Source organism: Sphingopyxis sp. BSN-002 (genome assembly GCF_022024275.1).
Taxonomy (GTDB): Bacteria; Pseudomonadota; Alphaproteobacteria; order Sphingomonadales; family Sphingomonadaceae; genus Sphingopyxis.
The window spans coordinates 2,894,884-2,920,373 of record NZ_CP091804.1 but is presented as its reverse complement, the minus strand read 5'-3'; the positions used below and the strand labels follow the sequence as shown (position 1 = coordinate 2,920,373).

Sequence of the window (25,490 nt, the reverse complement as noted above, 5' to 3'; positions counted from 1 at the left end):
CCATGGTAAATCAAGGCTTAAGCATGGGGCGGGGCGCGGTGGCCCCGCGCGTCAGCTCTTCTTCTTGCGGTGGCTTTCGAGGTCGAGCACGGCATTGTCGCCGCCCTCGGGCATCAGGCCCAGCCGGCGCGCGACTTCCTGATAGGCCTCGACTTCGCCGCCGAGGTCGCGGCGGAAGCGGTCCTTGTCGAGCTTCTCGTTCGTCGTCATGTCCCACAGGCGGCAGCCGTCGGGGCTGATCTCGTCCGCGAGGATGATGCGGCTGAAGTCGCCTTCGTAAAGCCGCCCGAACTCGAGCTTGAAGTCGACCAGGCGGATGCCGACCGCGGCGAACATCCCCGACATGAAGTCGTTGATGCGGATCGCCATGTCCTGGATGTCGTGAAGCTCGTCCTGGCTGCACCAGTTGAAGCAGGCGATATGCTCCTCGGCGACGAGCGGATCGCCCAGCGCATCGTCCTTGTAGCAATATTCGATAAGGGTGCGCGGAAGCTGCGTACCCTCTTCGATTCCAAGGCGCTTCGACAGCGTGCCCGCGGCAACGTTGCGCACGATCACCTCGATCGGCACGATCTCGACCTGCCGGATCAGCTGCTCGCGCATGTTGAGGCGGCGGATGAAGTGCGTCGGCACCCCGATATTGCCGAGCAGCGTGAAGACATGCTCCGAAATCCGGTTGTTGAGCACGCCCTTGCCGTTGATCGTCCCGCGCTTCTGCGCGTTGAACGCGGTCGCGTCATCCTTGAAATACTGGATCAGCGTGCCCGGTTCGGGGCCCTCATACAGGATCTTGGCTTTGCCTTCGTAGATCTGGCGGCGACGGGCCATGGGCGCTTACTTTCTGTCGGAACCAAATGAATGGCCCCGGCGGGAACGACTCATGAGCGAGGCGCACGCCGGGGCGGTCGGCGCGCCTATAGCGACAAAGCGAGGGCACGTCATCCCCGCTATCTTTACGTTTACGTCAACTAGAGCTTGCCTTGCACGGCCGCGCTTGCAACGATGCCGGAAGCCCCAAGGAGAGAGAGATGAGCTACAACGAGATTCGCCTCGACAAGCATGAGGGCATCGCCCTTTTGACCCTCTATCGCCCCGAGCGGATGAACGCCTTCACCGCCGACATGATGGCCGAGATCATCGCCGCGCTCGACGAATGCGACGCCGACGACAGCGTGCGCGCGGTGATCTTCACCGGGCATGGCGAAAAGGCCTATTGCGCCGGCGCCGACCTCGGCAGCGGCGGCGACACGTTCGATTATGACAAGCGCGCCGACAAGCAGGGGCAGTTGCCCGAGGGCGTTTCGAAAAGCCCGGTCGCCGAGGACGGCACGATCAACTGGTCGCACCCGCTGGTACAGGACGGCGGCGGCCGCGTGTCGATGCGCATCTTCGCCGCGAAAAAGCCCGTTCTGGGCGCGATCAACGGCGCCGCGGTCGGGATCGGCGCGACGATGACCCTGCCGATGGACGCGCGCCTCGCCAGCGAAACCGCGCGCTACGGCTTCGTGTTCGCGCGCCGCGGCATCGTGCCCGAAGCGGCGTCGAGCTGGTTCCTGCCGCGCCTCGTCGGCATCGCGAACGCGGTCGACCTCTGCTATTCGGGCCGCCTGATCTCGGCCGCCGAAGCGCATGAAAAGGGTCTCGTCCAGTCGGTCCACGCGCCGGGCGCGCTGATCGACGCCGCGATCGCCAAGGCGCGCGAGATGACCGCCGATAGCGCGCCGGTCTCGGTCGCGCTTACCCGCCACATGCTCTGGCGCATGATGGGCGCGCCGCACCCGATCCATGCGCACCGCTGGGACAGCCGCGTGATCTTCTCGCGCGGACGCAGCCCCGATGCCGCCGAGGGCGTGACAAGCTTCCTCGAAAAGCGCCCGCCCAATTTCACCGCGAGCGTCGCGAACGACTATCCGTGGTTCGACGAATTCGAGGACACGCCGCCGTACAGCTGACCTCAGCCGGCGGCGCGACCCCGTTTCCGGACATAAGGCCGGAAGAACATGCAAAGGCCGGAGAGCGTCAGCACGAACAGCGGCGGCAGCGGGAGGTAATAGACCCACTCCGCCGGCTGTTGCCCGAGCCCGAGCGTCGCGAAGATCGCAAGGACGATCGCGCTGAACACGATCGACGTCCAGCGGTGGAACTGCCGGATAAAATTCATCGGACTTCTCCTTGCTGCCGTCGGCACTCAGCCGAGCGCGGCGACGGTCTTTTCCAGATTCTCGAGATGGATGCGCCAGCCGCCCATTGCGCCGCCGAACGCCTGCTTCTGTTCGGGACGGAAACCGGTCTGTTCCATGCGGAGCAACGTGCCCGCGCCGCTCGGTTCGAGGGTGAAGGTCACCACGCTTTCCAGATTGTACGCCGGATCCTCGTGCGGATGGTTCCAGCTGTAGGAGAGCATCCGGCCGGGATCGACGTCCAGAATCTCGCAATCAACACTCCCCCAGTCGCCGCGCAGCCGGAAGCGATGGCCAAGGTCGAGGCCGAAGTCGTTCTTCATCAGCCATTCCTCGATCAGATGCTGTGTCGTCAGCGCACGCCAGATCTTTTCGGGCGGATGCGGGATTTCGCGCTCGACCGTGACGGTGCGAAGCTCGGTATCGGTCATTGATCCATCCTTTTCAGCAAATCCTCGAGATCGTCGAACCTGGCTTCCCAGAAGCGGTTCATACGGCCCGTCCAGTCGACGAGCGGCGCAAGCGCGCGCTGCTGCGCGCTGTAATGCGTCTGCCGTCCCTCGTGCCGGTCAAGCACCAGACCCGCCTGCCTGAGCACGCCGAGATGCTTCGACACCGCGGGCTGCGAAATGCCCGCACCCGCGGTGAGCGCGGCGACGGTCTGCTCGCCATCGAGGCAAAGCCGTTCGAACAGGGCACGCCGGGTCGGATCGGCGAGCGCACGGAAAAGAAGGTCTGGAGACTGGGTCATAATTCATAACTCTCTGGCTATGGATATTCCCATAACCGTGGAGTTATGAATATGTCAAGCACCCTCCGGGGAGAGGATATCAGGCGGCGTCGTACTTCCGCTTGCCGCGCGCCGCGGTCATGCGGTGCGAGCCCGAGAGTTTCAGATCGTGCTCGCGGATCGAGGCGACATTGTGCCAGTCGGCGGTCACGCGGTCGGGGGTGAAGCCGACGGTCACATAGCCGCGATCCTGCGTGTTTGCCCATTTGAGCTGCGGCGAGGAGTGGCGGAGCGCGGCGACACGGTCGGCGTCCGAAATGCCCTTCGTATAGCTTTCATAGCCCGGCGAGGTGACGCTGTGGCCGCCGACCTCGATCCCCGCGGGCTTGCCGCCATGGACCAGATCGAAGGCCCAGGCGTTGTGGCTATCGCCCGACAGCGTGACGAGATCGGCACCCGCGTGCTGCGCTGCCGCGAGGATGCGGTCGCGCGCGGCGGGATAGCCGTCCCAGCTGTCCATGTTGAGCGGCAGCCCGGCCTTGGCTGCGGCCTGCGCCGCGGCGACGCGGCTGCGCACGACCTCGGGCGGATTGGGTCCGAACCAGTTCGCGGCCTCGGGCGGGCTGAACAGGGTGCCCATCACGACCTGCTGCGCCAGCACCTGCCAGCGGGTCCCCGCCTTCGCCGAATCGACGATACTGCCGAGCAGCCATTTTTCCTGATCGGCGCCGAGCATCTGGCGCGCGGGATCGCGGTACGCGGTCTCGGCGAAGGTCTTGAGCGCCGCCGCCGCATTGCCGCCCGCCTTGACGATATCGTCGATCTCGAACTGCTTGTCGCGTCCCGTGACGCGCGTTTCGGGCAGGAAGATCGTCGCGAGGTCTCCGACCTGATAGTGGCGCCAGCGCGTGTCGGAGACCGGCATCCATTCGGTGTGCGCGCGTTCGGCCGCCACCATGCGGTCGGTCCAGTTTCCTCCGTTGGCGTCGTGATTTTCGGCGCCGCCCTTCCACGCGTCGTTGGCGAATTCATGATCGTCCCACTGCGCGATCATCGGGAAAAGCTGATGCAGCCGCTGCAGATCGGGATCGGCGCGATACGAAGCATAGCGCAGGCGATAGTCGGCGAGCGCGACGATCTCGTTCGCGGGCTCGATGACCCGCCCCGGCAGTGCTTCCTTTACCGAGGGATAATGGCCGGCATCATATTCGTAGAGATAGTCGCCGACATGGACGCACAGGTCGATGTCACCGCGCGCGGCAGCATGGCCATAGGCGTTGAACCAGCCGAACGGCAGGTTCGAGCAGGAAAAGAGCGCGAGGTTGAACGCGCGTGTCGGCCCCTGCGGCAGCGTGCGCGTCCGCCCCGTCGGCGACATCGTTCCGTCAGGCGCGACGAAGCGATAGAAATACCAGCGGCCCGGCTGGAGCCCGTCGACATAGAACTTGGCGGTATGATCCTTCTCCCCCTCGGCGGTGACGCTACCGCCGCCGACGACGCGCGCGAAATCCGACGTTTCGGAGACTTCGACCGTCAGGCGTGTGTCCGATGGCGCGGCATAGCGCGTCCAGAGGAGGATGCTGTTCGGACCCGGCTCGCCGCTCGCGACATTGTGTGTGAAGCCCTGCGCCGCCATCGCCTGCGCAGCGCCGGGGAGGGACAGCGCGGCGAGTCCCGCGGTCCCGAGCTTGATGAGCAGGCGGCGATCGATCTCGCCCCAGAGCTGGTGCATGGCAGTCCTCCTTTTCGCCCGGTCTTTGCCCGGCTTATGTGACAGCTTGGCGCTAGCCGCTGACGCCGAGCGCGAGCAGCAGCAGCATGAACATGATCACCGAAAACAGGCTGAAGAAAAGCAGCAACGTCGCGCGGACGAGCGAACCGAAGCGCGACGAGCGATAGGCCCCGCGCAGCTGGCGATACATGTGGAACGGCACATAGAGCATCGCGAGGAAGGTCGCGGTCTGGCCGAAGACCGTCAGGTTCAGCAGCCGCACGACGACGAACAAGAGCAGCATGAAACTGATCGAATAGGTGACGAAGACGAAATGATCGTAGGTGTGGAAGCGCCGGCTGAACGGATAGAGCAGCCACATGAAGGGCAGCGACAACGGGATCAGCGCCCACGCGAATTTATAGGCGTTCGCCTGCAGCTTGTAGAGGATCAGCGCGGGGTTGGCGAACGCCTTTGCCAACCCGTGGTCGATGAAGGGAACGCCGGTGTTGTACTTGTTCTGCGAAATGAAATTCGCGCTGGTGATCACCTGGTCTTTCGGGTCGTCCAGCACCGGCGGCCCCGCCGCACGGTCGGCGGCCCGCTCGGTCTTGCTGCGGCTGCGCGAGACGCCGAGATAGTCGGCGCTCTTCTGGAGCGTGTCGCGCTCGCTCGCGAGTTCCTCGCGCTGCCCGGCGGGCAGATTCTTTTTCGCGAGCTCGGCGTCGATCCGGTCGACCTCGGCCTGCATGCTGTCCTTGATCGCCGCGGTGCGCGTCTGCTCGGCCGCCGCCTTGTTCAGCTCCTCGCCTACGCCCCCGCCGGCGCCGACCATCGCGAGCACCGCATAGGTCAGGAATACCGCAAACAGGAACAGCGCCAGCGGCGAAATGAAGCTTGCGCGCTCGCCGTGGATATAACGGCGCGTCAGGTCGCCCGGCCGCCACGCAAGCATCGGCAGCGTGTTCCAGAGCTTGCCCTCGAAATGGAAGATCGCGTGGACGAGGTCGTGCCCGATCGCGCCGAAGCTGCGATGCACGTCAACCTTCTGCCCGCAGCGGTGGCAGTGCGAACCGACAAGGCTCGTCCCGCAATTCAGGCAGCGCGTGCCGCCGTGCCCGTGCCCGCCACCATGTTTCGGCTCGACCGCCGAGCCCGCCAGCCCCGCCGTGATCGCCGCCCCGATGCTTTCGATGTCCCCGCTCATGCGCCCCTGACTAGTGGCGCGCGGCCGCCCGCGCAACGGGACTTTCATGGGCCAAGCAAAGCATGATAGGGGCGGACCGTGAACGCCGAAGCCCTCACCTCGCCGCGCCTGACCGACGCCGATGCCCTGATCGCCGACATGGGCGCCCGCGCCCGTACGGCGGCGAAGGCGCTGGCCGTTGCCAGCACCGCCGACAAGGCGGCGGCGCTCCGCGCGGCCGCCGGGCAATTGCGCGCGCAGGCGGCCACGATCCTCGAAGCGAACGCGCGCGACATGGCGTCCGGGAAAGCTTCGGGGCTGAGCGCGGCAATGCTCGATCGCCTCCGGCTCGACGAAGACCGGCTCGGCGCGATCGCCGATGCGGTCGGGGAAGTGGCAGCGCTGCCCGATCCGGTCGGCCGCGAGATCGACCGCGCCGTTCGGCCGAACGGCATGGAGCTGAGCCGCGTCCGCGTGCCCCTCGGTGTCGTCGGCATCATCTATGAAAGCCGCCCGAACGTTACCGCCGATGCCGCGGCGCTCGGGCTGATGTCGGGCAATGCGGTGATCCTGCGCGGCGGTAGCGAGGCCGTCCAGTCGAACCGCGCAATCCACGCCGCCCTCGCCGCGGGTCTCGCCGAAGCGGGCTTGCCCTCCGATGCGGTGCAGCTTGTGCCCGTGCAGGACCGCGCCGCAGTCGGCGCGCTGCTCCGCGCGCAGGGGCTGATCGACATCATCATCCCGCGCGGCGGCAAGAGCCTGGTCGCGCGCGTGCAGGACGAGGCGCGCGTACCCGTGCTCGCGCATCTCGACGGGATCAACCATCTCTATATCGACGGCGCCGCCGACCCCGCGAAGGCGGTCGACCTTGCCGTGAACGCCAAGATGCGCCGCACCGGCGTCTGCGGAGCCACCGAAACGATCCTGATTGATCGCGCTTATGCAGCGCCGCTCACCATCGTCGACGCGCTGGTCCAGGCGGGCTGCGAAGTGCGCGGCGACAAGGATATTGCCTCGCTCAGCCCGCATGTCGACGCGGCTTCGGCGGGCGACTGGGACACCGAATATCTCGACGCGATCGTCTCGATCGCGCTGGTCGACGGCCTGACCGGAGCGCTCGCGCATATCGACGCCCATTCGAGCCACCACACCGACGCGATCGTCACCGAGAATCAGGCGGCGGCCGACCGCTTCCTGTCCGAAGTCGACAGCGCGATCGTCATGCACAACGCCTCGACGCAGTTCGCTGACGGCGGCGAATTCGGCCTCGGCGCCGAAATCGGTATCGCCACCGGCCGCCTCCACGCGCGCGGGCCGGTCGCGCTCGAAGGGCTGACGACGTATAAATGGCTGGTGCGTGGGACGGGACAGGTGCGTCCTTGAGCGACAGCGTGCGTTTGTGGCGGCCGGTCGGTCCCGAAGAATTGATGCTGATCGCCGCCAGCGGGATGCGCGAGTTTCCGCCCCGCCTGCCCGAGCAGCCGATCTTTTATCCCGTGACGACCTATGACTATGCCGTGAAGATCGCGCGCGACTGGAACGTCCCCGCGTCTGGATCCGGCTTCGTGACCGAATTCGATGTCGCCGCCGACTATCTGGCGGAATACAAGGTCGAGCAGGCCGGTGGGCGCGAGCATGAGGAATATTGGATTCCGGCCGAAGACTTGCCGCGTTTCAATCAGGCCATCGTCGGCCATATCCGGGTCGTGAAATCCTTCCCCGAATGATCACCACCGGCCTCCTCGGCGGCAGCTTCAATCCTGCGCATGGCGGGCATCGCGCGATCAGCCTCGACGCGATCGAGGCACTCGGCCTCGATGAGCTGTGGTGGCTCGTCTCGCCGGGCAATCCGCTGAAGCCCGCGAAAGGCATGGCACCGCTTCGCGCGCGGCTCGGCTCGGCGCAAAAGATGGCGCGCCGCTCCCCCATCCGGGCGACCGCGATCGAGGCCGAACTCGGCACACGCTACACCGTCGACACGCTGAAAAAGCTCGTCCGCCGTTACCCGAACCGGCAGTTCATCTGGATCATGGGCGCCGACAATCTGGTCCAGTTGCCCCGCTGGCGCGACTGGCGGGGAATTGCGCGATTGATGCCGATTGCGGTTATCGCGCGTCCGGGCTATAATGGCCGCACCCATGCTGCAGAGGCGATGGGTTGGCTGCGGCGCTTTGTCCGGCCCGCGGACCAGAAACGTCTTTGGACAGACTGGAGACCGCCTGCCCTCGTGTTCCTGCGTTTTTCGCCCGATGTGCGATCCGCAACTGCAATACGGCAGGCCAACCCCCGCTGGTTCGAGAGCTATGCAGGCCGCGCGATGCGCGACCCTGTCACGCATTCGCGGCTGGCCATGGATGAAAGGAATGAAACCGCTTGATAGCCGCCAGTAAGGATGCCGCGCCCGGCGCCGCACCTGCGAATGACAGCGTGGAAGCCCTCCACGCACTGATCCTCCACCAGCTGGACGAGGACCAGGCCCAGGAAACCATCTCCATCCCGCTTGCCGGAAAGAGCAGCATCGCCGATCATATGGTGATCGCGAGCGGCCGGTCGACGCGTCACGTCTCGGCGATCGCCGACAAGCTGGCGCAGCGCATCAAGCAGGAAGCGGGCCGCAGCGTCCGCGTCGAGGGTCTGCCCAACGCCGACTGGGTGCTGCTCGATGCCGGCGACGTCATCGTCCACCTGTTCCGCCCCGAGGTTCGCAGCTTCTACAACCTCGAGCGCATGTGGTCGTTCGGCGACGCCCCGCCGGTTACCGCGGTAAATTGACGTCCTTGTTCTGTTCGGCCTAAAGCCCGAACAGAAGCGGCACCAGCCCGCTCCCCCACCCGGCCTCCCATAGGCTACTATCGTCGGGGAGGCCGGGCGGGGGAGCGGGCTGGTGCCGCTTTCACCGAAGGTGAACGAAAACGTCATGTTGCTGCACATCATCGCGCGCGGGCGCATCGGGCGCGGGCCCGAGGCCGAGCTGGTCGAGCGCTATATGAAGCGCGTGACCTGGGCGCAGAAGATTTCGGAACTTCCCGACACCGGCGGACGCACGCCCGCCGCGGCAGAGAACAGCCGCACCATCCTTCTCGATGAAGGCGGCGATCAGCTGTCCTCGCTCGAATTCGCAAAGCTCCTTGAAAAATGGCGCGACGGCGGCGTGCGCGAGGCGCGTTTCTGCCTGGGGGCAGCCGACGGCTTCACGCCCGAAGAGCGCGAGGGCGCCGACCGGGTCATCGCCTTCGGCCGCGCGACCTGGCCGCACCTGATGGCGCGCGCGATGCTCGCCGAACAATTGTGGCGCGCCACCAGCATCATCGCGAACCATCCCTATCACCGCGAGGGCCGGCAATGAGGCGCTGGACCGCCGCACTGGCGCTCGGCCTCTCGATCACGGGTGCGGCGTTCGCCGTCGCGCAGAGCGACGTCTTCGATCCCGGGGCGATCGCGACGCGCGAGCGCCAGCAATTGCTCGCCGCAAAGGAACAGTCCGCCGACGCGATGGCGCGCAGCGCCGCACTCGAGGCGCAGGCAACCGCCGCGCGCGACGAAGCCGACAGGCTCAGGAAACGCAGCGCAGCGCTCGCCGCGCGCATCCAGGCGGCCGAGGCGGACATCAACGCCGGCGAAGCACGCGTCGCGCTCGTCACGCGGCGGCTGAAAGCGCAGGAAGCGCGGCTCGCCGAGCAGGAGCAGCCCCTGCTCGAGCTGACCGCGGCACTCCAGCAGCTCAGCCGCCAGCCGCCGGTGAGCGTGCTCGCGCAGCCGGGGTCGCTGACCGACATGGTGCATGCCCGTGCGGTGATCGACGCCGCGATGCCGGTGATCCGGCGACGCACGGCGGGCGTCCGGGCCGAGCTCGTCCAGTTGCGCGCGACGCGCCAACAACAGACGGTCGCGCTACAGGCGCTCGCGGCGAGCAAGGTGCAACTCGCGCAGCGCCGCGATGCGCTGACCCGACTCGAAAACGAGGGGCGTTTGCGGTCGCGCGAACTGATGAGCAGCGCGCAGCTCGAATCGGAGCGCGCACTCGGGCTTGGCGAAAAGGCGCGCGACATCGTCGATCTGATGGACACGCTGGAGGCCGACAGCGCGACGCGCGGCGAGCTCGCGCAGCTCGCGGGGCCGGTGCAGCGCCCTCGCGATCCGACCAGCGCGGCGATGCAGGCGGCTCCGCCGGCAGCCGCCGAGGCCGAACTTGCCCGCGGCGCCTATCGCCTGCCCGTCGTCGGGCGGATCGTTGCGGGACTGGGCGAAGTCAACGACAGCGGCGTACGCTCGCGCGGCATCACCATCGCGGCGCGGCCCGGCGGCCAGGTCGTCGCCCCCGCGCCCGGCCGCGTCAGTTTCGCGGGCGACTATCGCGGTTACGGCAAGATCCTGATCATCGATCACGGCGGCGGCTGGACCTCGCTCGTCACCGGGCTGATCGGCCTGTCGGTGAATGTCGGCGACACGCTCGATGCCGGAACTCCGGTCGGCCGCGCGGGCTCGAACGACAGCCGCATAACGATCGAGTTGCGCCGCTCCGGACGTCCGGTCGATATCGCGCAGATGCTCGGCTGAGCCACCGTTAATCGCGCGTTCCGGCCTTGCCCCGTATCGGGATGTACGACTTGACGCCCCCAGAAATCCGTAGGACGATGGCGCGCCGGGGATTATAAGGCAGGTTCGTCCTGCGCGAGTGAAAGATGACCATGACCGAATCGACCCAGACCCACGCCTCCCCCACGCGCCGCTTTGCGCTGTGGCAGCGTGCCGCCGCGCTTTCGACGCTTGCGCTCGTTCCGCTCGCGACCGGCGCGATGGCGACCGTCGACGCGTCGACCGATCAGGAAATCGCGCGCTTCATGGAAGTGTTTCAGGAGGTCAAATCCAACTATGTCGAGCCCGTCAGCGACGACAAGCTGATCGAAGGCGCGATCAACGGAATGCTCGCCAGCCTCGATCCGCATTCGGGTTACCTCGACGCACGCGACTATTCGAACCTCCGCACGCAGACCGACGGCGAATATGGCGGTCTTGGCCTGTCGGTGACGATGGAGGACGGCGTCGTCAAGGTGATCACCCCGACCGCCGACACCCCTGCCGACCGCGCCGGTATCAAGGCGGGCGATTATATCACCCACATCAACAAGGAGCTGATCTTCGGCCTGTCGCTCGACGAAGCGGTCGAACAGATGCGCGGACGCCCGGGCACCAAGATCGACATCACCGTCGTGCGCGAGGGCCAGGACAAGCCGATCGAGATGACGCTGACCCGCGAGATCATCGACGTGAAGCCGGTGAAGTGGGAAGTGAAGGATGACGTCGGCGTCCTGACGATCACCAGCTTCTCCGCGGATGCCGCCCGCGACCTCAGGGCCGCGATGATAGCGGTCGAAAAATCGATGGGGCACAAACCGCGGGGCTGGGTCCTCGACTTGCGTTCGAATCCCGGCGGCCTGCTCGACGAGGCGGTCAACGTCAGCGACATCTTCCTCGACCGCGGCGAAATCGTTTCGCAGCGCGGACGCAAGAAGGGCGATATCGAGCGCTATTTCGCGGAGCCCGGCGACCTGGCAGGCGGCGCCCCGATGATCGTGCTGATCGACGCCGGTTCGGCCTCGGCTTCCGAAATCGTTGCCGGCGCGCTGCAGGACCAGCATCGCGCCGTGATCATGGGCGAGCGCAGCTTCGGCAAGGGTTCGGTGCAGACGGTGCTGCCGCTGACCGACACCACCGCGCTTCGCCTGACCACCGCACGCTATTACACGCCGTCGGGCCGCAGCGTGCAGGAAGGCGGGATCGAACCCGACATCCGCGTGCCGCAGCTGTCGGACCCCGACTACAAGGATCGTCCGCGTTTCCGGGAAAGCGACCTGCGCCGTCACCTGATCAACGAGAAGAAGGTCGACAACAGCCTGCTCGAAAAGGACGAGAAGGACGATCCGCGCTTCACCGCGAGCGCCGCCGACCTTAAGGCTAAGGGCATCGACGACTATCAGCTCTATTATGCGCTGCAGACGATCGGACGCATCAGCCCGACCACGGCGCGTATGGCGCAGGGAAGCAAGCCGGCCGCCAAGCCGACCGCGCGCAACTGACGGACGTCGAGAGGCCCAAATGCTGAAATCGCGTCTCGCCGCGCCGCTCGTCGCGCTCGCCATACCGCTGTTGCTGTACGGCGGCGCGCTCGTCTCGCAATACGGCTTTGGCCTCCATCCGTGCGAGATGTGCTATTGGCAGCGCTGGCCGCACCAGGCCGCCCTCATCTTTGCGGCGGGCGCGCTGCTGCGGCAGCGCAACGACCGGGCGATGCGCAATCTGACGTACCTCGCGGCGATCGCGATCGCGATCAGCGGCTTGATCGGTATCTTCCATGCCGGGGTCGAATATGGCTTCTGGGAAGGGCTGACGACGTGCAGCACGACGCAGACCGGACCGATCTCGCTCGACCAGATCATGGCGACGCCGATCACCCGCTGCGACGTTCCGCAGTGGGAGCTGTTCGGCATCTCGCTCGCGGGGTTCAACGCGATCTTCTCGCTTGCAGGCGCCGCGCTCGTCTTGACCTTGCTGCGCCGTCGGCCCACATCGGCGGCATGAGCAAGCCGGACAAGAATGCCTCGATGATCCGCGTCGATCAGGCGGGCGAATATGGCGCGACGCGCATCTACGCCGGCCAGCTCGCCGTAATGGGCGATCGCCATCCGATGGCGCGCGAGATCGCGCATATGGCCGAGCAGGAAGAGCGGCATCGCAAATTCTTCGATGCGATGGTCGCGCGCCGCGGCGTGCGCCCGACGGCGCTGCAGCCGGTCTGGAACGTCGCGGGCTTCGCGCTGGGTGCGGTCACCGCCGCGATGGGGCCGCGCGCCGCGATGGCCTGCACCGCTGCGGTCGAGACCGAGATCGATCGCCATTACCGGCATCAGCTCGACGAGCTCGGCGACAGCGACCCCGAGCTCAGCGCCGCGGTCGAGGATTTCCGCGCCGAGGAACTGGAACACAAGGAAGCCGCGCTCGCCGCGGGCGCCGAAAGCGCGCCGGGCTATCCGTTGCTGAGCTTCGCGATCCGCGCCGGCTGCCGTGCAGCCATCGCACTGTCAAAGCGTATCTGATAAGCTTCGATTTCAGGCCCGCTCCGTTCAGCGCGGATGCAGGCAAGGGCTGCCAAGGCCGCCCAAACAGGATGAAGGATAAAGTGATGACCCGCCTGCCGCTTGCCGCGCTGTTTCTCGCCAGCAGCCTCGCCGCGCTTCCTGCCGCCGCGCAGGACGCCGACACCGCGAACGCCGAAAAGATCAACCAGGTCATCGTCTATGGCAACGACAAGTGCGAAGCTTCGAGCCCCGACGAAATCGTGGTGTGTAACCGCATGCCCGAACAGGATCGTTATCGCGTGCCGCAGATTTTCCGCGGCGGCGACCCGCTCGACCCGCGCAATCAGGCATGGCTCAACCGCGTGACCTCGATGGAGCGGGTCGGCCGCTTCGGTACCGACAGCTGTTCGCCGGTCGGCCTCGGCGGCTTCACCGGCTGTACGCAGCAACTGGTTTCCGGTGCGAAGGCCGAGCAGAAGGCCGCCGACAAGACCGACTGGCAGGCGATGATCGCCGACGAGCGCGCCAAGCGCATCGCGGGCATCGACGCGGCCTCCGACGAAGTCGAAGCGGCGGTGGTCGCCGAGGAAAAGGCGCTGGCCGAACGGCAGAAGGCAGCCGAGGAACTCGAACGCCAGGCGAGCGGCAATGCGCCTGCGCCCGCCACCCCTGACGTCGAGGCCGGCGAGCTGCCGGTTCCGCCGAAGAACTGAGTTTCCCCGTCACCCCGGCCCGCGCCGGGATGACGGATCGGCCGGTCAGTTCAGCAGATACTGCTTCCAGAAGAGCAGCGACGCCCAGAAATTATAGTCGGCGTTTTCCTTCTTGGCGAAGCCATGGCCCTCGTTCGTGCCGACAAGGTGCCATGCGGTCCCGCCATTCTTGCGCACCGCCGCGACGATCTGGTCGGCTTCCGACGCCGGCACGCGCGGATCGTTCGCGCCGGTGACGACGAACAGCGGCTTTTTGATGTCGGCGACGCGTGTCAGCGGCGAGATTTCGATCAGCTTCTTGCGCTGCGCCGGATCGCGCTCGTCGCCATATTCGACGCGGCGAAGATCGCGGCGATATTCCTGCGTATTCTCGAGGAAGGTGACGAAGTTCGAGATCGCGACGACGCACAGGTTTGCGCGCAGCTTGTCGGCATAGTGTGTCGCCGCCGCGTAGCACATATAGCCGCCATAGCTGCCCCCGGTCAGCCCGAAGCGCGACGCATCGAGGTTCTGGTCCTTCGCGAACAGGTCGAGGAAGGCCCCCATGTCCCGGACGCTGTCCTCGCGCTTGAACGGCCCGTTGTCGAGGCTGACGAACTTCTTGCCATAGCCGGTCGAACCGCGGACATTCGGGAAGAAGACCGCGATCCCCATTTCGTTGACCAGATAGTTGGTGCGGCCGAGGAAACCGGGGCGCGACTGGCTTTCGGGGCCGCCGTGCACGTTCATGATCAGCGGGCGCTTGCCGGGGAACTTCGCAGCGTCGGGCCGATAGAGAAAGCCCGAGACTTCGAGTCCGTCGAAGCTCTTCACCTTGACCAGCTCGGGCTCGACGTTCTTCAGCGGGTCCAGACCGCCGGTTTCGCTCTGCGTCCAGCGCGTGACCTTCATCGTCTTCGGATCGACGCTATAGGCGTCGGTCGCGCTGCGCGCCGAGGTCAGGCTGAAGCCGACGTCGCCCCACGGCGCGATGCTCACGCCGCCGATAACGCCCGCGGGCAGGTCGACCGTGCGCACCGCCCCGCTCTTGGGATCGAGCAGGCGCAGCTTCGACATGCCCGCCTCGTTCACGACATAGGCGATGAAGCTGCCGTCATCGGCGATATTGAAGCTGGTGACGTCCCATTTTTCGGCAGGCCCCTTCGCGGTGAACTTGCCGGTCGCGGGGTCGAGCGTGCCGAGCCGCTGGAAATCCGACCCGTCGTCGCTCGTCTGCCAGATCGTTCCGTCGGGCGCGAATTCGGCGCCGCTCTGCGCGATCGCCTTCTTGTGGTCGCCGATCGGCGCGAGCGCGCCGGTCGCCATGTCGAGCCGGAACAGGTCGGCCTTTTCGACCGAGACATATTGCGAAACGATCGCCCAGCTCATGTCGGGTGCGAAGTCGTTGACCGCCCAGCCGCCGCCTTCGACCTGTGCCAGCATCCTGTTCGACTTCGCATCGCGCGGATTCATCACATAGATGTCGCTGTCGCGGCCGTTGCGGCGGGTCGAGGTATAGGCAAGCGTCGTCCCGTCCCGGCTCCACGCATTGTAACCGTTGCGGCTCTTGCCGTCGGTCAGCAGGTCGAGCCGGCCGTCCTTCAGCGCATAGATCTGGAAGAACTCGTTCCCGCCGACGTCCTTCTGGACCAGCATGATGTCGGCGCTCTTCGGCGACCAGGCGCCAAGCCCCACCGGCTCCGCCTCGAACGTCAGCTGCTGGCGCGCGCCCATCGGCATCGCGACGCGGTGGATCTGGCTGGTATTGCCGAACCGCGTCGCGATCAGCATCGACCGGTCGACTTCGTTCCAGCCGACGAAGGCCGCGCTGCGGTTCTCCATATAGGGGCGCGTGGCGGCGGTGAGCTCGACCGGCACTTCGGGTACGCCGTCGGCAATGAGCGCGGCGGGCTTGGGTTCGACGGCGGGCTTGGCGGATTCTTGCGCAAGCGCGGGTGCGAGCGGCAGCGCGAGCGCGGCCAGAACGGCGATATATCGCATCGGTGATTTCCCCTGGTTACCTGAATGAGCAGATGGACAGGGGTTAGACGCTATAGGGTGCGGCTTTGGATGCAAGTCGACCAACGACAGGCGATGGTCGACCATCCGCGCGCTTCATGCCGCGAATGTCACAAATATTACCAATATTGCAGTGATTTCGGCGTTCCGGCCCGGATTCGTTTCGATTCCGGGACGAATCGAATGCAAAAATTAACGAATCGCGGGCAGAGTGTCTTGACTTGGGAATTTTTGGGGCAAAACGTGCGGTTTCTGGGAATCGCCGGCCGGGGAGGCTGAAAACATGGCATCGACGTTCGGACCGCGCCTCTGGCGCCGATCGGCTGCAAGCGTGCCTGCGGCACGCAGCCTGGGCCGCCGCATGACGTGGCACGCGGCCGCCGCTCTCCTTGCTTTTGCCGCACTCCAGATCTGGCTCGTCACCAGCGCCGTTGCCGCCGGGGCGCCCTCCGCACTGATCGTCGTCGCGCTGATCATTCTCGTCGCGCTCGCGCTTCCGATCGCGCGGATGACCGAACGCCACTGGTATCACCTCAGCCGTCAGGCCCTCGCGAGCCGCGGGCTGCATGCCCGATTCCGCCGCGACACCCGCCGCCTGTGGGCCGCGGCGCTCGCCCTGCCCTTTCTGTGGGTCAGCGGCGCGATGGCCGCCACCGACGCCATCGCGGCGATCGTCAGGTAAGATCGACTTAGATTTTGACGCTTTGCCGCGCGCCGTATAGGGCGCGCGGATGCTCACCGTTGCCCAAGCCCTCGAACGCGCGCAGATGCTGTGCGACGCCGCGACCAAAGCGGGCGCCGATGCCGCCGACGCACTTTATTACTGCAATGCCGCAACCTCGGTCTCGATGCGACTGGGCGCGCTCGAGGATGTCGAGCGATCAGAGGGGCAGGATATCTCGCTGCGCGTCTTCGTCGGGCAACGCAGCGCCAGCGTCTCGACCGCCGACATGGACGCGGGCGAACTCGCCAAGCTGGTCGAGCGCTGCGTCGCGATGGCGCGCGAGGCCCCCGAAGATCCCTATGCCGGCCTAGCCCCGGAGGATCGCCTCTTCCGTGGCACCACTCCCGACTTCGAACTCGACGACGCCAGCGAAGCCGACCCGCAGGCCCTGCGCGCCGCCGCCCTCGCGGTCGAGGAGGCTGCGCGTGCCGTCGCGGGCGTGACCAACAGCGAAGGCGGCAGCGCAAGCCACAGCCGTACCCGTTTCGCGCTCGCGACGAGCCACGGTTTTCTCGGCGGCTACGGGTCGAGCGGACACAGCCTGTCGGCAAGCGTCATCGCGGGCGAAGGCGCCAACATGCAGCGCGACTATGGCTGGCACAGCGCGCATCACCTGTCGGACCTCGAAAGCGCCGGGGAGATCGGTACGCGCGCGGGGACCCGAGCGGTCAAACGCCTCAATCCCGGCAAGGCGCCGAATGGCAAGCTGCCCGTCATCCTCGACCCGCGCATCGGCGCCAGCATCGTCGGCCACCTGCTGAGCGCGATCGCCGGCCCCGCCATCGCGCGCGGCACCAGCTTCCTGCTCGGCAAGGAAGAGCAGGCGCTCTTCGACAGCAGCATTATCGTCCGCGACGATCCGCACCGCCTGCGCGGACTACGCAGCCGGGCCTTCGATGGCGAGGGTCTGCCCACGGCCGCACGCGACATCGTGACCGGCGGCAAGATCACCGGCTGGCTGCTCGACACTGCGTCGGCGAAGCAGCTCGGTCTCGAGCCCACCGGCCATGCCAGCCGCGGCGGCGGCGCCTCGGGCGTCAGCGCGAGCAACCTTCACCTTGCCGCAGGCAGCGTCACGCCCGAAGAACTGATGGCCGACATCAGCGAAGGCATCTACGTCACCGAGCTGATCGGTCAGGGCGTCAACCCGGTCACCGGCGACTATAGCCGCGGCGCTTCGGGTTTCCTGATCCGGGACGGACAGATCGCCGGACCGATCGCCGAGTTCACCGTCGCGAGCAACCTCGTCGACATGTTCGCGGCGCTGATCCCCGCGAACGACCTAGAATTCCGTCACGGCACGAACGTGCCCACCTTGCGCATCGACGGCATGACCGTCGCCAGCGGGTAGGCACCGATGCCGGGTCGCAACCTCGAAGCCGTGATCGCCGCCACCCGCGAGGTCGGCGACATGGCGATGGCGCGCTGGCGCGGCGAAGGGCGCGCAATCGACGTCTGGAACAAGTCGCACGACAATCCGGTCAGCGACGTCGATCTGGCGGTCGATGCGCGGCTGAAAGCCGTTCTCGGCGCGATGGTGCCCGAGGCGGGCTGGCTGTCCGAAGAGACCGCAGACAATGACGATCGCCTGTCGTGCCGCGCGATGTGGTGCGTCGACCCGATCGACGGCACGCGCGATTTCATCCGCGGGCGCCCCGGCTGGTGCGTGTCGGTTGCGCTCGTCATCGACGGCCAGCCCGAGCTCGGCGTGCTCTATGCCCCCGCGCTCGACGAGCTGTGGGTCGCGCAAAAGGGCAAGGGCGCAACGCTCAACGGCGAGACGCTGCGCGCGAGCCGCCGGATGATCTTCGACGGATCGCGCGTTCCCGCCGACAGCCTGCCGAAGATCGACCGCGACCTGATCATGGTCACCAAGCCGAACAGCATCGCGCTGCGCATGGCGCTCGTCGCCGACGACCGCGCCGATCTGGTCGCGACCCTACGCTGGGGTTTCGAGTGGGACGTCGCCGCCGCCGCGCTGATCGCGACCGAGGCCGGAGCCGTGGTCACCGACGCCTTCGGCGAGCCGCTGGTCTTCAACACGCCGCGCGCGCAAGCCTTCGGTGTCATCGCCTGCGCCCCCGGAATCCACCGGGCTGTCGTCGGCCGCTTGCACGATCGTGCGGTGGCGCTTACGTCGAAGGGGTAGCGGCAACGGCCCGCGGTTTTCGCATCGCGAAAACCCCATCGGCGCGCCGCACTTCCCTTGACTTTCCACGCGACTCACCCTAACTGCGCTTCATTCCGACAGCCTGACCGGACGGCGAAACGCTCCAAGCGTATTCGTGGTCCGTTTTTTGCGTTGGAAATCAGACGCTTTGAGATAGGACCCGTATGCCAGCGAGTCCTGTGGAGCAGGAGAAAGAATAGCATGGCACGTATCGCGGGCGTCAACCTGCCCACCAACAAGCGCGTTATCATTGCGCTCACCTACATCCACGGCATCGGCCGCAAGACCGCCGTCGACATCGCCGACAAGCTGGGCATCGACCACAGCCGCCGCGTTCAGGACCTGTCGGACGCCGAAGTCCTCCAGATCCGCGAAACGCTGGACGCCGACCACACGGTCGAGGGTGATCTTCGCCGCAACACGGCGATGAACATCAAGCGCCTGATGGACCTTGCCTGCTATCGCGGCCTGCGTCATCGCAAGGGCCTTCCCGTCCGCGGCCAGCGCACGCACACCAATGCGCGCACCCGCAAGGGCAAGGCGAAGCCGATCGCCGGCAAGAAGAAGTAAGCCGGTTTTTCGCGCCGGCGGCCGCCTTCTGGCTGCGCCCCGGCCGCTTTACGGATTTAGGTAGGATACAGCACAATGGCTCGTGAACCGCAGCGCCTTCGTCGGCGCGAACGCAAGAACATCTCGTCGGGTGTGGCTCATGTCAACGCGACCTTCAACAACACCATGATCACCATCACCGACGCACAGGGCAATGCGATTGCCTGGTCGAGCGCCGGCATGATGGGCTTCAAGGGCAGCCGCAAGTCGACCCCGTACGCCGCACAGGTTTGCGCCGAAGACGCGGGCAAGAAGGCCGCCGAGCACGGCGTCCGTACGCTCGAAGTCGAGGTCAAGGGCCCCGGCGCCGGTCGTGAATCGGCCCTGCGCGCCCTGCAGGCCGTCGGGTTCCACATCACGTCGATCCGCGACGTGACGCCGATCCCGCACAATGGTGTCCGCCCGGCCAAGCGCCGCCGCGTCTGACGCCTTTCCGGGCGCGCTCCGTCGGGGCGCCGCCCGCACCAAATCTCTCGCTGGACGGGTAGTCGACCCCTGCCTGTCCCGCCACTAGCAAAGGGAAGTCCATGACTGTCAATATCCGGAACTGGCAGGAATTGAAGAAGCCCAGCAACCTGGAAATCAAGGCCGGTACCGACGGCAAGCGCAAGGCGACCTTCGTCGCAGAGCCGCTTGAGCGCGGTTTCGGCCTGACGCTCGGCAACGCGCTGCGCCGCGTCCTGCTGTCGTCGCTCCAGGGTGCGGCTATCACGTCGATCAAGATCGAGAACGTGCTGCACGAATTCTCGAGCCTTGCCGGCGTGCGTGAAGACGTGACCGACATCGTCCTCAACGTGAAGCAGATCGCGCTCAAGATGGAAGGCGAAGGCCCGAAGCGGCTCCAGCTTTCGGCGACCGGTCCCGCGACCGTCAAGGCCGGCGACATCATGGTGTCGGGCGACATCAAGGTGATGAACCCGAACCACGTCATCTGCCACCTCGACGATGGCGCGACGCTGAACATGGAACTCGTTGCCGACACCGGCAAGGGCTACGTCCCCGCGACCGCGAACCGCCCGGCCGACGCGCCGATCGGTTTGATCCCGGTCGACTCGCTCTACTCGCCCGTCCGCCAGGTCGCCTACAAGGTCGACAATGCGCGCATCGGCCAGGAGCTGGACTTCGACAAGCTGAGCCTGACCGTCGAAACCGACGGCACGGTCACCCCGGAAGACGCCGTCGCCTACGCCGCGCGCATCCTCCAGGACCAGCTGCAGGTCTTCGTCCACTTCGAGGAAGCGATGAACGACAGCGGCCTCATCGGCATGGCGGCTCCGTCGACCACCGCCGATGAATCGGACGTCAACCAGCTCAACCGCTTCCTTCTCAAGAAGGTCGACGAGCTCGAACTGTCGGTCCGTTCGGCCAACTGCCTCAAGAACGACAACATCATCTATATCGGTGATCTCGTCCAGAAGACCGAAGCCGAAATGCTCCGCACGCCGAACTTCGGCCGCAAGTCCTTGAACGAAATCAAGGAAGTGCTGTCGTCGATGGGCCTGCGCCTCGGCATGGACATCCCCGGCTGGCCGCCGGAAAACATCGAGGAAATGGCCAAGAAGCTCGAACAGGAACTTCTCGGCTGATCCAGTGCCCCGGCTCCGGCCGGGGCTCACAACGGGAATGGGTCGACCCGCCAATCGACCTGGTCTGGGCTACCTCACACGGGCCCTTAACGAACGAAGGAATGGATTATGCGTCATAAATCGGGTGGCCGGAAGCTTCAGCGCACCGGCGCGCATCGCATCGCGATGTTCCGCAACATGTCGGCCTCGCTCATCAAGCATGAGCAGATCACGACGACCGTCGCCAAGGCGAAGGAACTGCGTCCCTATGTCGAAAAGCTGGTCACGCTCGCAAAGCGTGGCGGCCTTGCCAACCGTCGCCTTGCGATGAGCCGTCTGATGGACGACGCGCAGCTGGTGAAGCTGTTCGACGTTCTCGCCGAGCGTTACAAGGACCGCAACGGCGGCTACACCCGGGTCATCAAGGCCGGCATCCGCGCGTCGGACGCCGCACCGATCGCGATCATCGAATTCGTCGACCGCGACGTTGACGCCAAGGGCCAGGATTCGGGTCCGGTGTTCACCGACGAGGAACTGGAAGCCGCATAAGCGCCTTCCGGCTTTTGCAGACACACAGAAGGGGTCGGAAGCCAGCGCTTCCGGCCCCTTTTGCTTGCGTCATTCGGCTTTCTGCTTCGCCTTGCCCGTATAATATCCGCCGCAGACGCGCGACAGGCCGAACAGGTCGCTCCCCGTGCCGAAACGTGCCGGGGTATAGGAGGCCGCGCGAAGCGGAGCCGTGGTTCCCGGCGATCTGGCGGTCAGCATCGCACGCACGGCATCGAGATCCGCTTCACCCGCAGGGGTCAGGCGGGGCGGCGTGACGTTCTCGAAGAAATGCTCGAAGCCGGTCGTCGACGTCCGTAAGGTCATGACCGCAATCCGCTGAAGTTCGATGGCGTGAGCGAGCGCATCGAATTCGCCGAGATAGACAACCTCGCCCGCCGCGACATCGAACTGCCGGCTACCGTCCTGAAAGCAGAGCGCCCAACGGTCCTGCTGCGAAAAATCCTGGAAGACCCATGTTCCCGGCTTGACGGTCAACAGCAGATAGCCGTCGACGAATTTCTTCGGCTGCGCCTCGAACACTGCCTTGCCGCCCCATGGGCCGCCCTTCATCGACTGGTTTTCGGCGTCATAGACCGACAGGCCGAGGCGATAGGCGGTCTTGAAGGTCGGCGCCGGTCGCAGCGCCGGCGCCTTGATCACCAGCAGCGCCTCCTTCGAAGCCGGCGTAACCGCAATTCGGGCCGCATCCTTGGCTGGTGCGACGACCGGCATCGCCAGCATCACCGCCGCCAGCACGGCCGATATCATCCTGATTTTGCGCATCGTTCCCGCTCCCCCCGATCAACGGTGTATCGCGCGCCGGGAGGCGCGCAAGGCCTATCGTCGCGATAACGGATATTGACTTGGCGCCGGATTTATCAGATATTTCTGTTATGACAGAAATCATGGAACATGAGTCGAAACTGCCCGTTGCAGCGACCGAGTTCATTCTGCATTGGGGCAATCTCGGCAGCCAGTGGGGGGTCAACCGTTCGGTGGCGCAGATCCACGCGCTGCTCTTCATCTCCGACCATCCGCTCCATGCCGAGGAGATCGCCGAGCTGCTGGGGCTGGCCCGGTCCAATGTCTCGAATTCGATCAAGGAGTTGCTGGGCTGGCGCCTGATCGAGCGCGTTCCCCTGCTCGGTGACCGGCGTGACCATTTCACCGCCGAGACCGATATCTGGGAAATGGTCACCCGCATCGCGGCAGGCCGCAAGGCGCGCGAAATCGATCCCGCCGAGGCGGCGCTCAAGGCATGCGTCGCGCGCGCCGCCACAGACCCCGAACTCGCCCCCGCCGCAAAGGCGCGGCTTGCCGAAATGCTCGATTTCGTCACCACGATGAGCCGCTGGCACGACGAAATGCTGAACGTACCGAAACCCGCGCTCATGCGTCTGATCAGGCTTGGCGCCGGGGTGACCAAGCTGATCAACTGGCGGCCCGGCCGGGACAAAAGCAATGGCAGCAAGGACGCCGGATAGGAGGCGATCATGCGGAGCAAGAGGCGGCAACCGATCGAAGCGCACGCACCCGCTGCGGCAGAAAGCAGCAGTGCGCCCTACGATTACCGCTTCCGCCGTCTGGTGGCCGCGCGCGACTGGGACGCGCTCCCCGACGATGTACGCCGCCGCTTCTCCAAATGCCTCTCCGCCCGGCGTGTCGCGACCTATGGCGGCGAGATCGTCTGGACGCGGCTCTCCCGCGCGGGCTGGCTGCTCGCACAGCTCTGCCGCCTGATCGGCGCGCCGCTGCCGCTCGAAAGCAGCGGCCCCGCGCCCGCCGCGGTCGCGGTGAGCGAAGACGGGGCCAGCGGTGGCCAGATATGGACGCGCGTCTATGGCCGCGCGCGCGATTATCCGCAGGTCATCCACAGCGCCAAGCGCTTTGCGGGCCGTACGGGACTGGAGGAACATATCGGCGGCGGCTTCGGCATGGCGCTGACGGTGCGCGCCGAGGCCGACGCGCTGATCTTTGCGTCCGACCATTATTTCTGGCGCGCCGCGGGCCTTCGTCTCCGTCTGCATCGCTGGCTGACGCCCGGCAAAACGGTGGTGACGCACCAGCATCTGGGAAACGGCCGCTTCGCCTTCGACCTCAAGGTCACGCACCCGCTGTTTGGCGAGCTGCTGAACCAGCACGCGTTGTTCCGCGATGGCTGACGGCCCGGTCATCCTGTTCGACGCCGAATGCGTCCTATGCTCGGCCAACGCGCGCTTCATTCTGTCGCACGACCGTGCGGAAATCTTCCGGCTCGCGTCGATCCAGGGCGAGGCGGGCGCCGGTATCGCGCGCCGCAACGGGCTCGATCCGCAGGACCCGACGACCCTGCTGGTCGTCGAAGGCGTCGCGATCCGCCGCGACAGCGATGCCGTCCTCTCCATCTATGAAAGGCTGGGCTGGCCGTGGCGGCTGGTTGCGATCGTCCGCCTCGTCCCGGCTGTCCTGCGCGATCCGGTCTACCGCTGGATCGCGCGCAACCGCTACCGCCTGTTCGGCAAGCGGACGACCTGCTGGGTCGCTCCGGCCCGATATCGCGGCCGCATTCTCGAATGAGCGACGCAATGAAAATCCTGTTCCTCGGTGGCTATGGCGTCTTCGGCGGCCGCCTCGCCGAACTTCTCGCCGACCGTCCCGATCTCGAACTGCTGATCTGCGGCCGCGACCGCCAGCGCGCCGAAGCCTTCTGCGCCGCATACAGGGGCGACGCACGCGTCGTGCCCGTCGCGCTCGACCGCCGCGACATCGCCGATGCGCTGGCCGCGCACAAACCCGCCCTCGTCGTCGACGCATCGGGCCCGTTCCAGGATTATGGCGCCGACCGCTACCGGGTGATCGAGGCCTGCATCGCGGCGCACGTCGACTATCTCGATTTCGCCGACGCCGCCGACTTCGTCTTCGGGGTCGACGGTTTCGATCCGGCCGCAAAGGCCGCAGGCATCTTCGTGATCTCGGGTGTCAGCAGCTTTCCGGCCCTGACCGCCGCGGTGCTCCGTGAAATGGCGAGGGATATGGACATCCGCTCCGTCGAGGGCGGGATCGCACCGTCGCCCTATGCCGGCATCGGCCTCAACGTCATGCGTGCCGTCGTCGGCTATGCCGGCGCACCGGTGAAGCTGCGCCGCGATGGCAAGGACGCGCATGCCACCGGACTTGCGGAAAGCCTGCGTTTCACCGTTGCGGTCCCCGGCCGGCTGCCGCTCCGCAACATTCATTTCTCGCTCGTCGACGTTCCCGACCTGCAGGTCCTGCCGCGCGAATATCCGGGGATGACCGACATCTGGATGGGCGCGGGACCGGTGCCCGAAATCCTGCACCGCATCCTCAACATCCTCGCAAAGGCGCGCGCGACTTTGCGCCTTCCCTCGCTCGAGCCCTTCTCGCGCCTCTTTTATGCTGTCCTCAACCGGATGAAGTTCGGCGAGCATCGCGGCGGGATGTTCATCCGCGCGCGCGGGCTGGCGGGTGACCGCGACGTCGAACGAAGCTGGCACCTGCTCGCCGAAGGCGACGATGGCCCGTACATCCCGTCGATGGCGGTCGAGGCGATCGTGCGCAAGCTTCTCACGGACGATCGCCCTGCCCCCGGCGCGCGGTCGGCAGTCGAGGCGCTGAGCCTTGACGATTACGATGCGCTGTTCGCCCGGCGCTCGATCCATACGGGGTTTCGCGAAACCCGGCCCGACGACCTTATCTACCGGCGAATATTGGGGAGCGCATTCGACACGCTTCCGCCGCGCATCCGCGATCTGCACGTCAGCTCGGGAAGGCGCCGGTGGGCGGGCGAAGCCAGCGTCGTGCGCGGCCGCGGGCTTGTCGCGCGCCTCGCCGCGATGATCGTCGGCTTTCCCGAGACGGCCGATGCTGTGCCGGTGACCGTTACCTTCGACCCCGAGGGGAATGGCGAGCGCTGGACGCGCGATTTCGGCGGCAGGACCTTCTCTTCGTTGCAGTCCGCCGGCACCGGGCGCAACGACTGTCTGCTTGTCGAACGCTTTGGCCCGGCGGCTTTCGCGATGGCGCTGGTCGTCGAAGCCGGCCGCCTCCACCTCGTTCCGCGCCGCTGGACCCTGTTCGGTATCCCCATGCCCCGCCGGCTGATGCCCGGCGGCCCGAGCTTCGAGGAGGAAATCGGCGGCGTATTCCGGTTTAACGTCGAAATCAGGGTCCCGGTCTTCGGGCTGCTTGTCGCCTATCGAGGCACGCTGCAGCCGGTCGAAATCTCCTGAAGCGCGCGCCAAATCCGCTTGCCCCGGTCTTTTCCATCCTTACATAAAGT

30 protein-coding genes are annotated in these 25,490 nt (G+C 66.2%); 22 read left to right on the top strand and 8 right to left on the bottom strand.

Annotated elements, in window-relative coordinates:
• Positions 1–51 precede the first annotated feature (51 nt).
• A complete protein-coding gene (gene purC / locus L7H23_RS14505; RefSeq protein ID WP_237836578.1) occupies positions 52–828 on the bottom strand; it encodes a phosphoribosylaminoimidazolesuccinocarboxamide synthase in 777 nt (258 codons plus the stop codon).
• A 200-nt stretch (positions 829–1,028) separates the two neighbouring features.
• Between purC and L7H23_RS14500 the strand changes: the two genes are divergently transcribed.
• Positions 1,029–1,952, top strand: coding sequence for a crotonase/enoyl-CoA hydratase family protein (locus tag L7H23_RS14500; protein ID WP_237836577.1), 924 nt, complete (start codon positions 1,029–1,031; stop codon positions 1,950–1,952).
• 2 nt (positions 1,953–1,954) lie between these two features.
• Here the strand turns inward: L7H23_RS14500 and L7H23_RS14495 are convergent, their stop codons facing one another.
• From L7H23_RS14495 to L7H23_RS14475, 5 genes are all read right to left on the bottom strand, one after another.
• Positions 1,955–2,161: a hypothetical protein gene (locus tag L7H23_RS14495; protein ID WP_237836576.1), complete on the bottom strand. Its 207-nt coding sequence runs from the start codon at positions 2,159–2,161 to the stop codon at positions 1,955–1,957.
• A gap of 27 nt (positions 2,162–2,188) precedes the next feature.
• On the bottom strand, positions 2,189–2,611 hold the full coding sequence (locus tag L7H23_RS14490; RefSeq protein WP_237836575.1) for an SRPBCC domain-containing protein: 423 nt from the start codon (positions 2,609–2,611) through the stop codon (positions 2,189–2,191).
• On the bottom strand, positions 2,608–2,931 hold the full coding sequence (locus L7H23_RS14485) for a metalloregulator ArsR/SmtB family transcription factor (protein ID WP_237836574.1): 324 nt from the start codon (positions 2,929–2,931) through the stop codon (positions 2,608–2,610). Before L7H23_RS14485 ends, L7H23_RS14490 begins: the two co-directional genes overlap by 4 nt.
• A gap of 79 nt (positions 2,932–3,010) precedes the next feature.
• Positions 3,011–4,642, bottom strand: a complete 1,632-nt coding sequence (locus L7H23_RS14480) for an alkaline phosphatase D family protein (protein ID WP_237836573.1) — start codon at positions 4,640–4,642, stop codon at positions 3,011–3,013.
• A gap of 52 nt (positions 4,643–4,694) precedes the next feature.
• Complete coding sequence (locus L7H23_RS14475) at positions 4,695–5,828, bottom strand: DUF3667 domain-containing protein (protein WP_237836572.1); 1,134 nt, start codon at positions 5,826–5,828, stop codon at positions 4,695–4,697.
• A gap of 78 nt (positions 5,829–5,906) precedes the next feature.
• Between L7H23_RS14475 and L7H23_RS14470 the strand changes: the two genes are divergently transcribed.
• The 10 genes from L7H23_RS14470 (at position 5,907) to L7H23_RS14425 (ending at position 13,596) form a co-directional block, all read left to right on the top strand.
• Positions 5,907–7,190, top strand: a complete 1,284-nt coding sequence (locus tag L7H23_RS14470; protein WP_275671203.1) for a glutamate-5-semialdehyde dehydrogenase — start codon at positions 5,907–5,909, stop codon at positions 7,188–7,190.
• Complete coding sequence (locus L7H23_RS14465; RefSeq protein ID WP_237836571.1) at positions 7,187–7,534, top strand: hypothetical protein; 348 nt, start codon at positions 7,187–7,189, stop codon at positions 7,532–7,534. The genes L7H23_RS14470 and L7H23_RS14465 overlap by 4 nt, the downstream gene beginning before the upstream one ends.
• On the top strand, positions 7,531–8,184 hold the full coding sequence (locus L7H23_RS14460) for a nicotinate-nucleotide adenylyltransferase (RefSeq protein WP_237836570.1): 654 nt from the start codon (positions 7,531–7,533) through the stop codon (positions 8,182–8,184). The genes L7H23_RS14465 and L7H23_RS14460 overlap by 4 nt, the downstream gene beginning before the upstream one ends.
• Positions 8,181–8,579 (top strand): ribosome silencing factor, encoded by a 399-nt coding sequence (gene rsfS / locus L7H23_RS14455; RefSeq protein ID WP_237836569.1) that lies wholly within the window; start codon positions 8,181–8,183, stop codon positions 8,577–8,579. Before L7H23_RS14460 ends, rsfS begins: the two co-directional genes overlap by 4 nt.
• 145 nt (positions 8,580–8,724) lie before the next feature.
• Positions 8,725–9,153, top strand: a complete 429-nt coding sequence (locus L7H23_RS14450; RefSeq protein ID WP_237839262.1) for a 23S rRNA (pseudouridine(1915)-N(3))-methyltransferase RlmH — start codon at positions 8,725–8,727, stop codon at positions 9,151–9,153.
• Positions 9,150–10,364: a peptidoglycan DD-metalloendopeptidase family protein gene (locus tag L7H23_RS14445; RefSeq protein WP_237836568.1), complete on the top strand. Its 1,215-nt coding sequence runs from the start codon at positions 9,150–9,152 to the stop codon at positions 10,362–10,364. The genes L7H23_RS14450 and L7H23_RS14445 overlap by 4 nt, the downstream gene beginning before the upstream one ends.
• Before the next feature lie 131 nt (positions 10,365–10,495).
• The gene (locus L7H23_RS14440; protein WP_237836567.1) at positions 10,496–11,884 is read left to right on the top strand and encodes a S41 family peptidase; all 1,389 of its coding nucleotides are present in this window, start codon (positions 10,496–10,498) and stop codon (positions 11,882–11,884) included.
• A 19-nt stretch (positions 11,885–11,903) separates the two neighbouring features.
• The gene (locus L7H23_RS14435) at positions 11,904–12,386 is read left to right on the top strand and encodes a disulfide bond formation protein B (protein WP_237836566.1); all 483 of its coding nucleotides are present in this window, start codon (positions 11,904–11,906) and stop codon (positions 12,384–12,386) included.
• Positions 12,383–12,901, top strand: coding sequence for a demethoxyubiquinone hydroxylase family protein (locus L7H23_RS14430; protein WP_237836565.1), 519 nt, complete (start codon positions 12,383–12,385; stop codon positions 12,899–12,901). Before L7H23_RS14435 ends, L7H23_RS14430 begins: the two co-directional genes overlap by 4 nt.
• Before the next feature lie 86 nt (positions 12,902–12,987).
• Positions 12,988–13,596, top strand: a complete 609-nt coding sequence (locus tag L7H23_RS14425) for a hypothetical protein (RefSeq protein WP_237836564.1) — start codon at positions 12,988–12,990, stop codon at positions 13,594–13,596.
• 45 nt (positions 13,597–13,641) lie between these two features.
• On the opposite strand, the gene L7H23_RS14420 is transcribed toward L7H23_RS14425, so the two are convergent.
• A complete protein-coding gene (locus L7H23_RS14420; RefSeq protein ID WP_237836563.1) occupies positions 13,642–15,576 on the bottom strand; it encodes a prolyl oligopeptidase family serine peptidase in 1,935 nt (644 codons plus the stop codon).
• 301 nt (positions 15,577–15,877) lie between these two features.
• Between L7H23_RS14420 and L7H23_RS14415 the strand changes: the two genes are divergently transcribed.
• The 7 genes from L7H23_RS14415 (at position 15,878) to rplQ (ending at position 21,211) form a co-directional block, all read left to right on the top strand.
• Entirely contained in the window at positions 15,878–16,276 is a 399-nt protein-coding gene (locus L7H23_RS14415) for a hypothetical protein (protein ID WP_237836562.1), read from the top strand.
• 49 nt (positions 16,277–16,325) lie between these two features.
• The gene (locus L7H23_RS14410) at positions 16,326–17,669 is read left to right on the top strand and encodes a TldD/PmbA family protein (protein ID WP_237836561.1); all 1,344 of its coding nucleotides are present in this window, start codon (positions 16,326–16,328) and stop codon (positions 17,667–17,669) included.
• Positions 17,670–17,675: 6 nt separating this feature from the next.
• Entirely contained in the window at positions 17,676–18,467 is a 792-nt protein-coding gene (locus L7H23_RS14405) for a 3'(2'),5'-bisphosphate nucleotidase CysQ (protein ID WP_237836560.1), read from the top strand.
• Positions 18,468–18,689: 222 nt separating this feature from the next.
• On the top strand, positions 18,690–19,058 hold the full coding sequence (gene rpsM / locus L7H23_RS14400; protein ID WP_037553668.1) for a 30S ribosomal protein S13: 369 nt from the start codon (positions 18,690–18,692) through the stop codon (positions 19,056–19,058).
• Between the two features lie 75 nt (positions 19,059–19,133).
• Complete coding sequence (gene rpsK, locus L7H23_RS14395; RefSeq protein ID WP_003040416.1) at positions 19,134–19,523, top strand: 30S ribosomal protein S11; 390 nt, start codon at positions 19,134–19,136, stop codon at positions 19,521–19,523.
• A 101-nt stretch (positions 19,524–19,624) separates the two neighbouring features.
• Positions 19,625–20,683 carry a DNA-directed RNA polymerase subunit alpha gene (locus L7H23_RS14390; RefSeq protein WP_237836559.1) on the top strand — a complete coding sequence of 353 codons (1,059 nt, stop codon included), beginning with the start codon at positions 19,625–19,627 and terminating at the stop codon, positions 20,681–20,683.
• Between the two features lie 108 nt (positions 20,684–20,791).
• A complete protein-coding gene (gene rplQ, locus L7H23_RS14385) occupies positions 20,792–21,211 on the top strand; it encodes a 50S ribosomal protein L17 (protein WP_237836558.1) in 420 nt (139 codons plus the stop codon).
• Between the two features lie 69 nt (positions 21,212–21,280).
• Here the strand turns inward: rplQ and L7H23_RS14380 are convergent, their stop codons facing one another.
• The gene (locus L7H23_RS14380) at positions 21,281–21,994 is read right to left on the bottom strand and encodes a hypothetical protein (protein WP_237836557.1); all 714 of its coding nucleotides are present in this window, start codon (positions 21,992–21,994) and stop codon (positions 21,281–21,283) included.
• A gap of 122 nt (positions 21,995–22,116) precedes the next feature.
• Here L7H23_RS14380 and L7H23_RS14375 point away from each other — a divergent pair, with 122 nt between their 5' ends.
• The 4 genes from L7H23_RS14375 to L7H23_RS14360 are packed head-to-tail and all read left to right on the top strand — an operon-like array spanning position 22,117 to position 25,440.
• A complete protein-coding gene (locus L7H23_RS14375; protein WP_237836556.1) occupies positions 22,117–22,695 on the top strand; it encodes a MarR family transcriptional regulator in 579 nt (192 codons plus the stop codon).
• A gap of 9 nt (positions 22,696–22,704) precedes the next feature.
• A complete protein-coding gene (locus L7H23_RS14370; RefSeq protein ID WP_237836555.1) occupies positions 22,705–23,373 on the top strand; it encodes a DUF4166 domain-containing protein in 669 nt (222 codons plus the stop codon).
• Complete coding sequence (locus L7H23_RS14365; RefSeq protein WP_237836554.1) at positions 23,366–23,767, top strand: DCC1-like thiol-disulfide oxidoreductase family protein; 402 nt, start codon at positions 23,366–23,368, stop codon at positions 23,765–23,767. Before L7H23_RS14370 ends, L7H23_RS14365 begins: the two co-directional genes overlap by 8 nt.
• A gap of 8 nt (positions 23,768–23,775) precedes the next feature.
• Positions 23,776–25,440 (top strand): SDR family oxidoreductase, encoded by a 1,665-nt coding sequence (locus L7H23_RS14360; protein WP_237836553.1) that lies wholly within the window; start codon positions 23,776–23,778, stop codon positions 25,438–25,440.
• Positions 25,441–25,490: the final 50 nt, after the last annotated feature.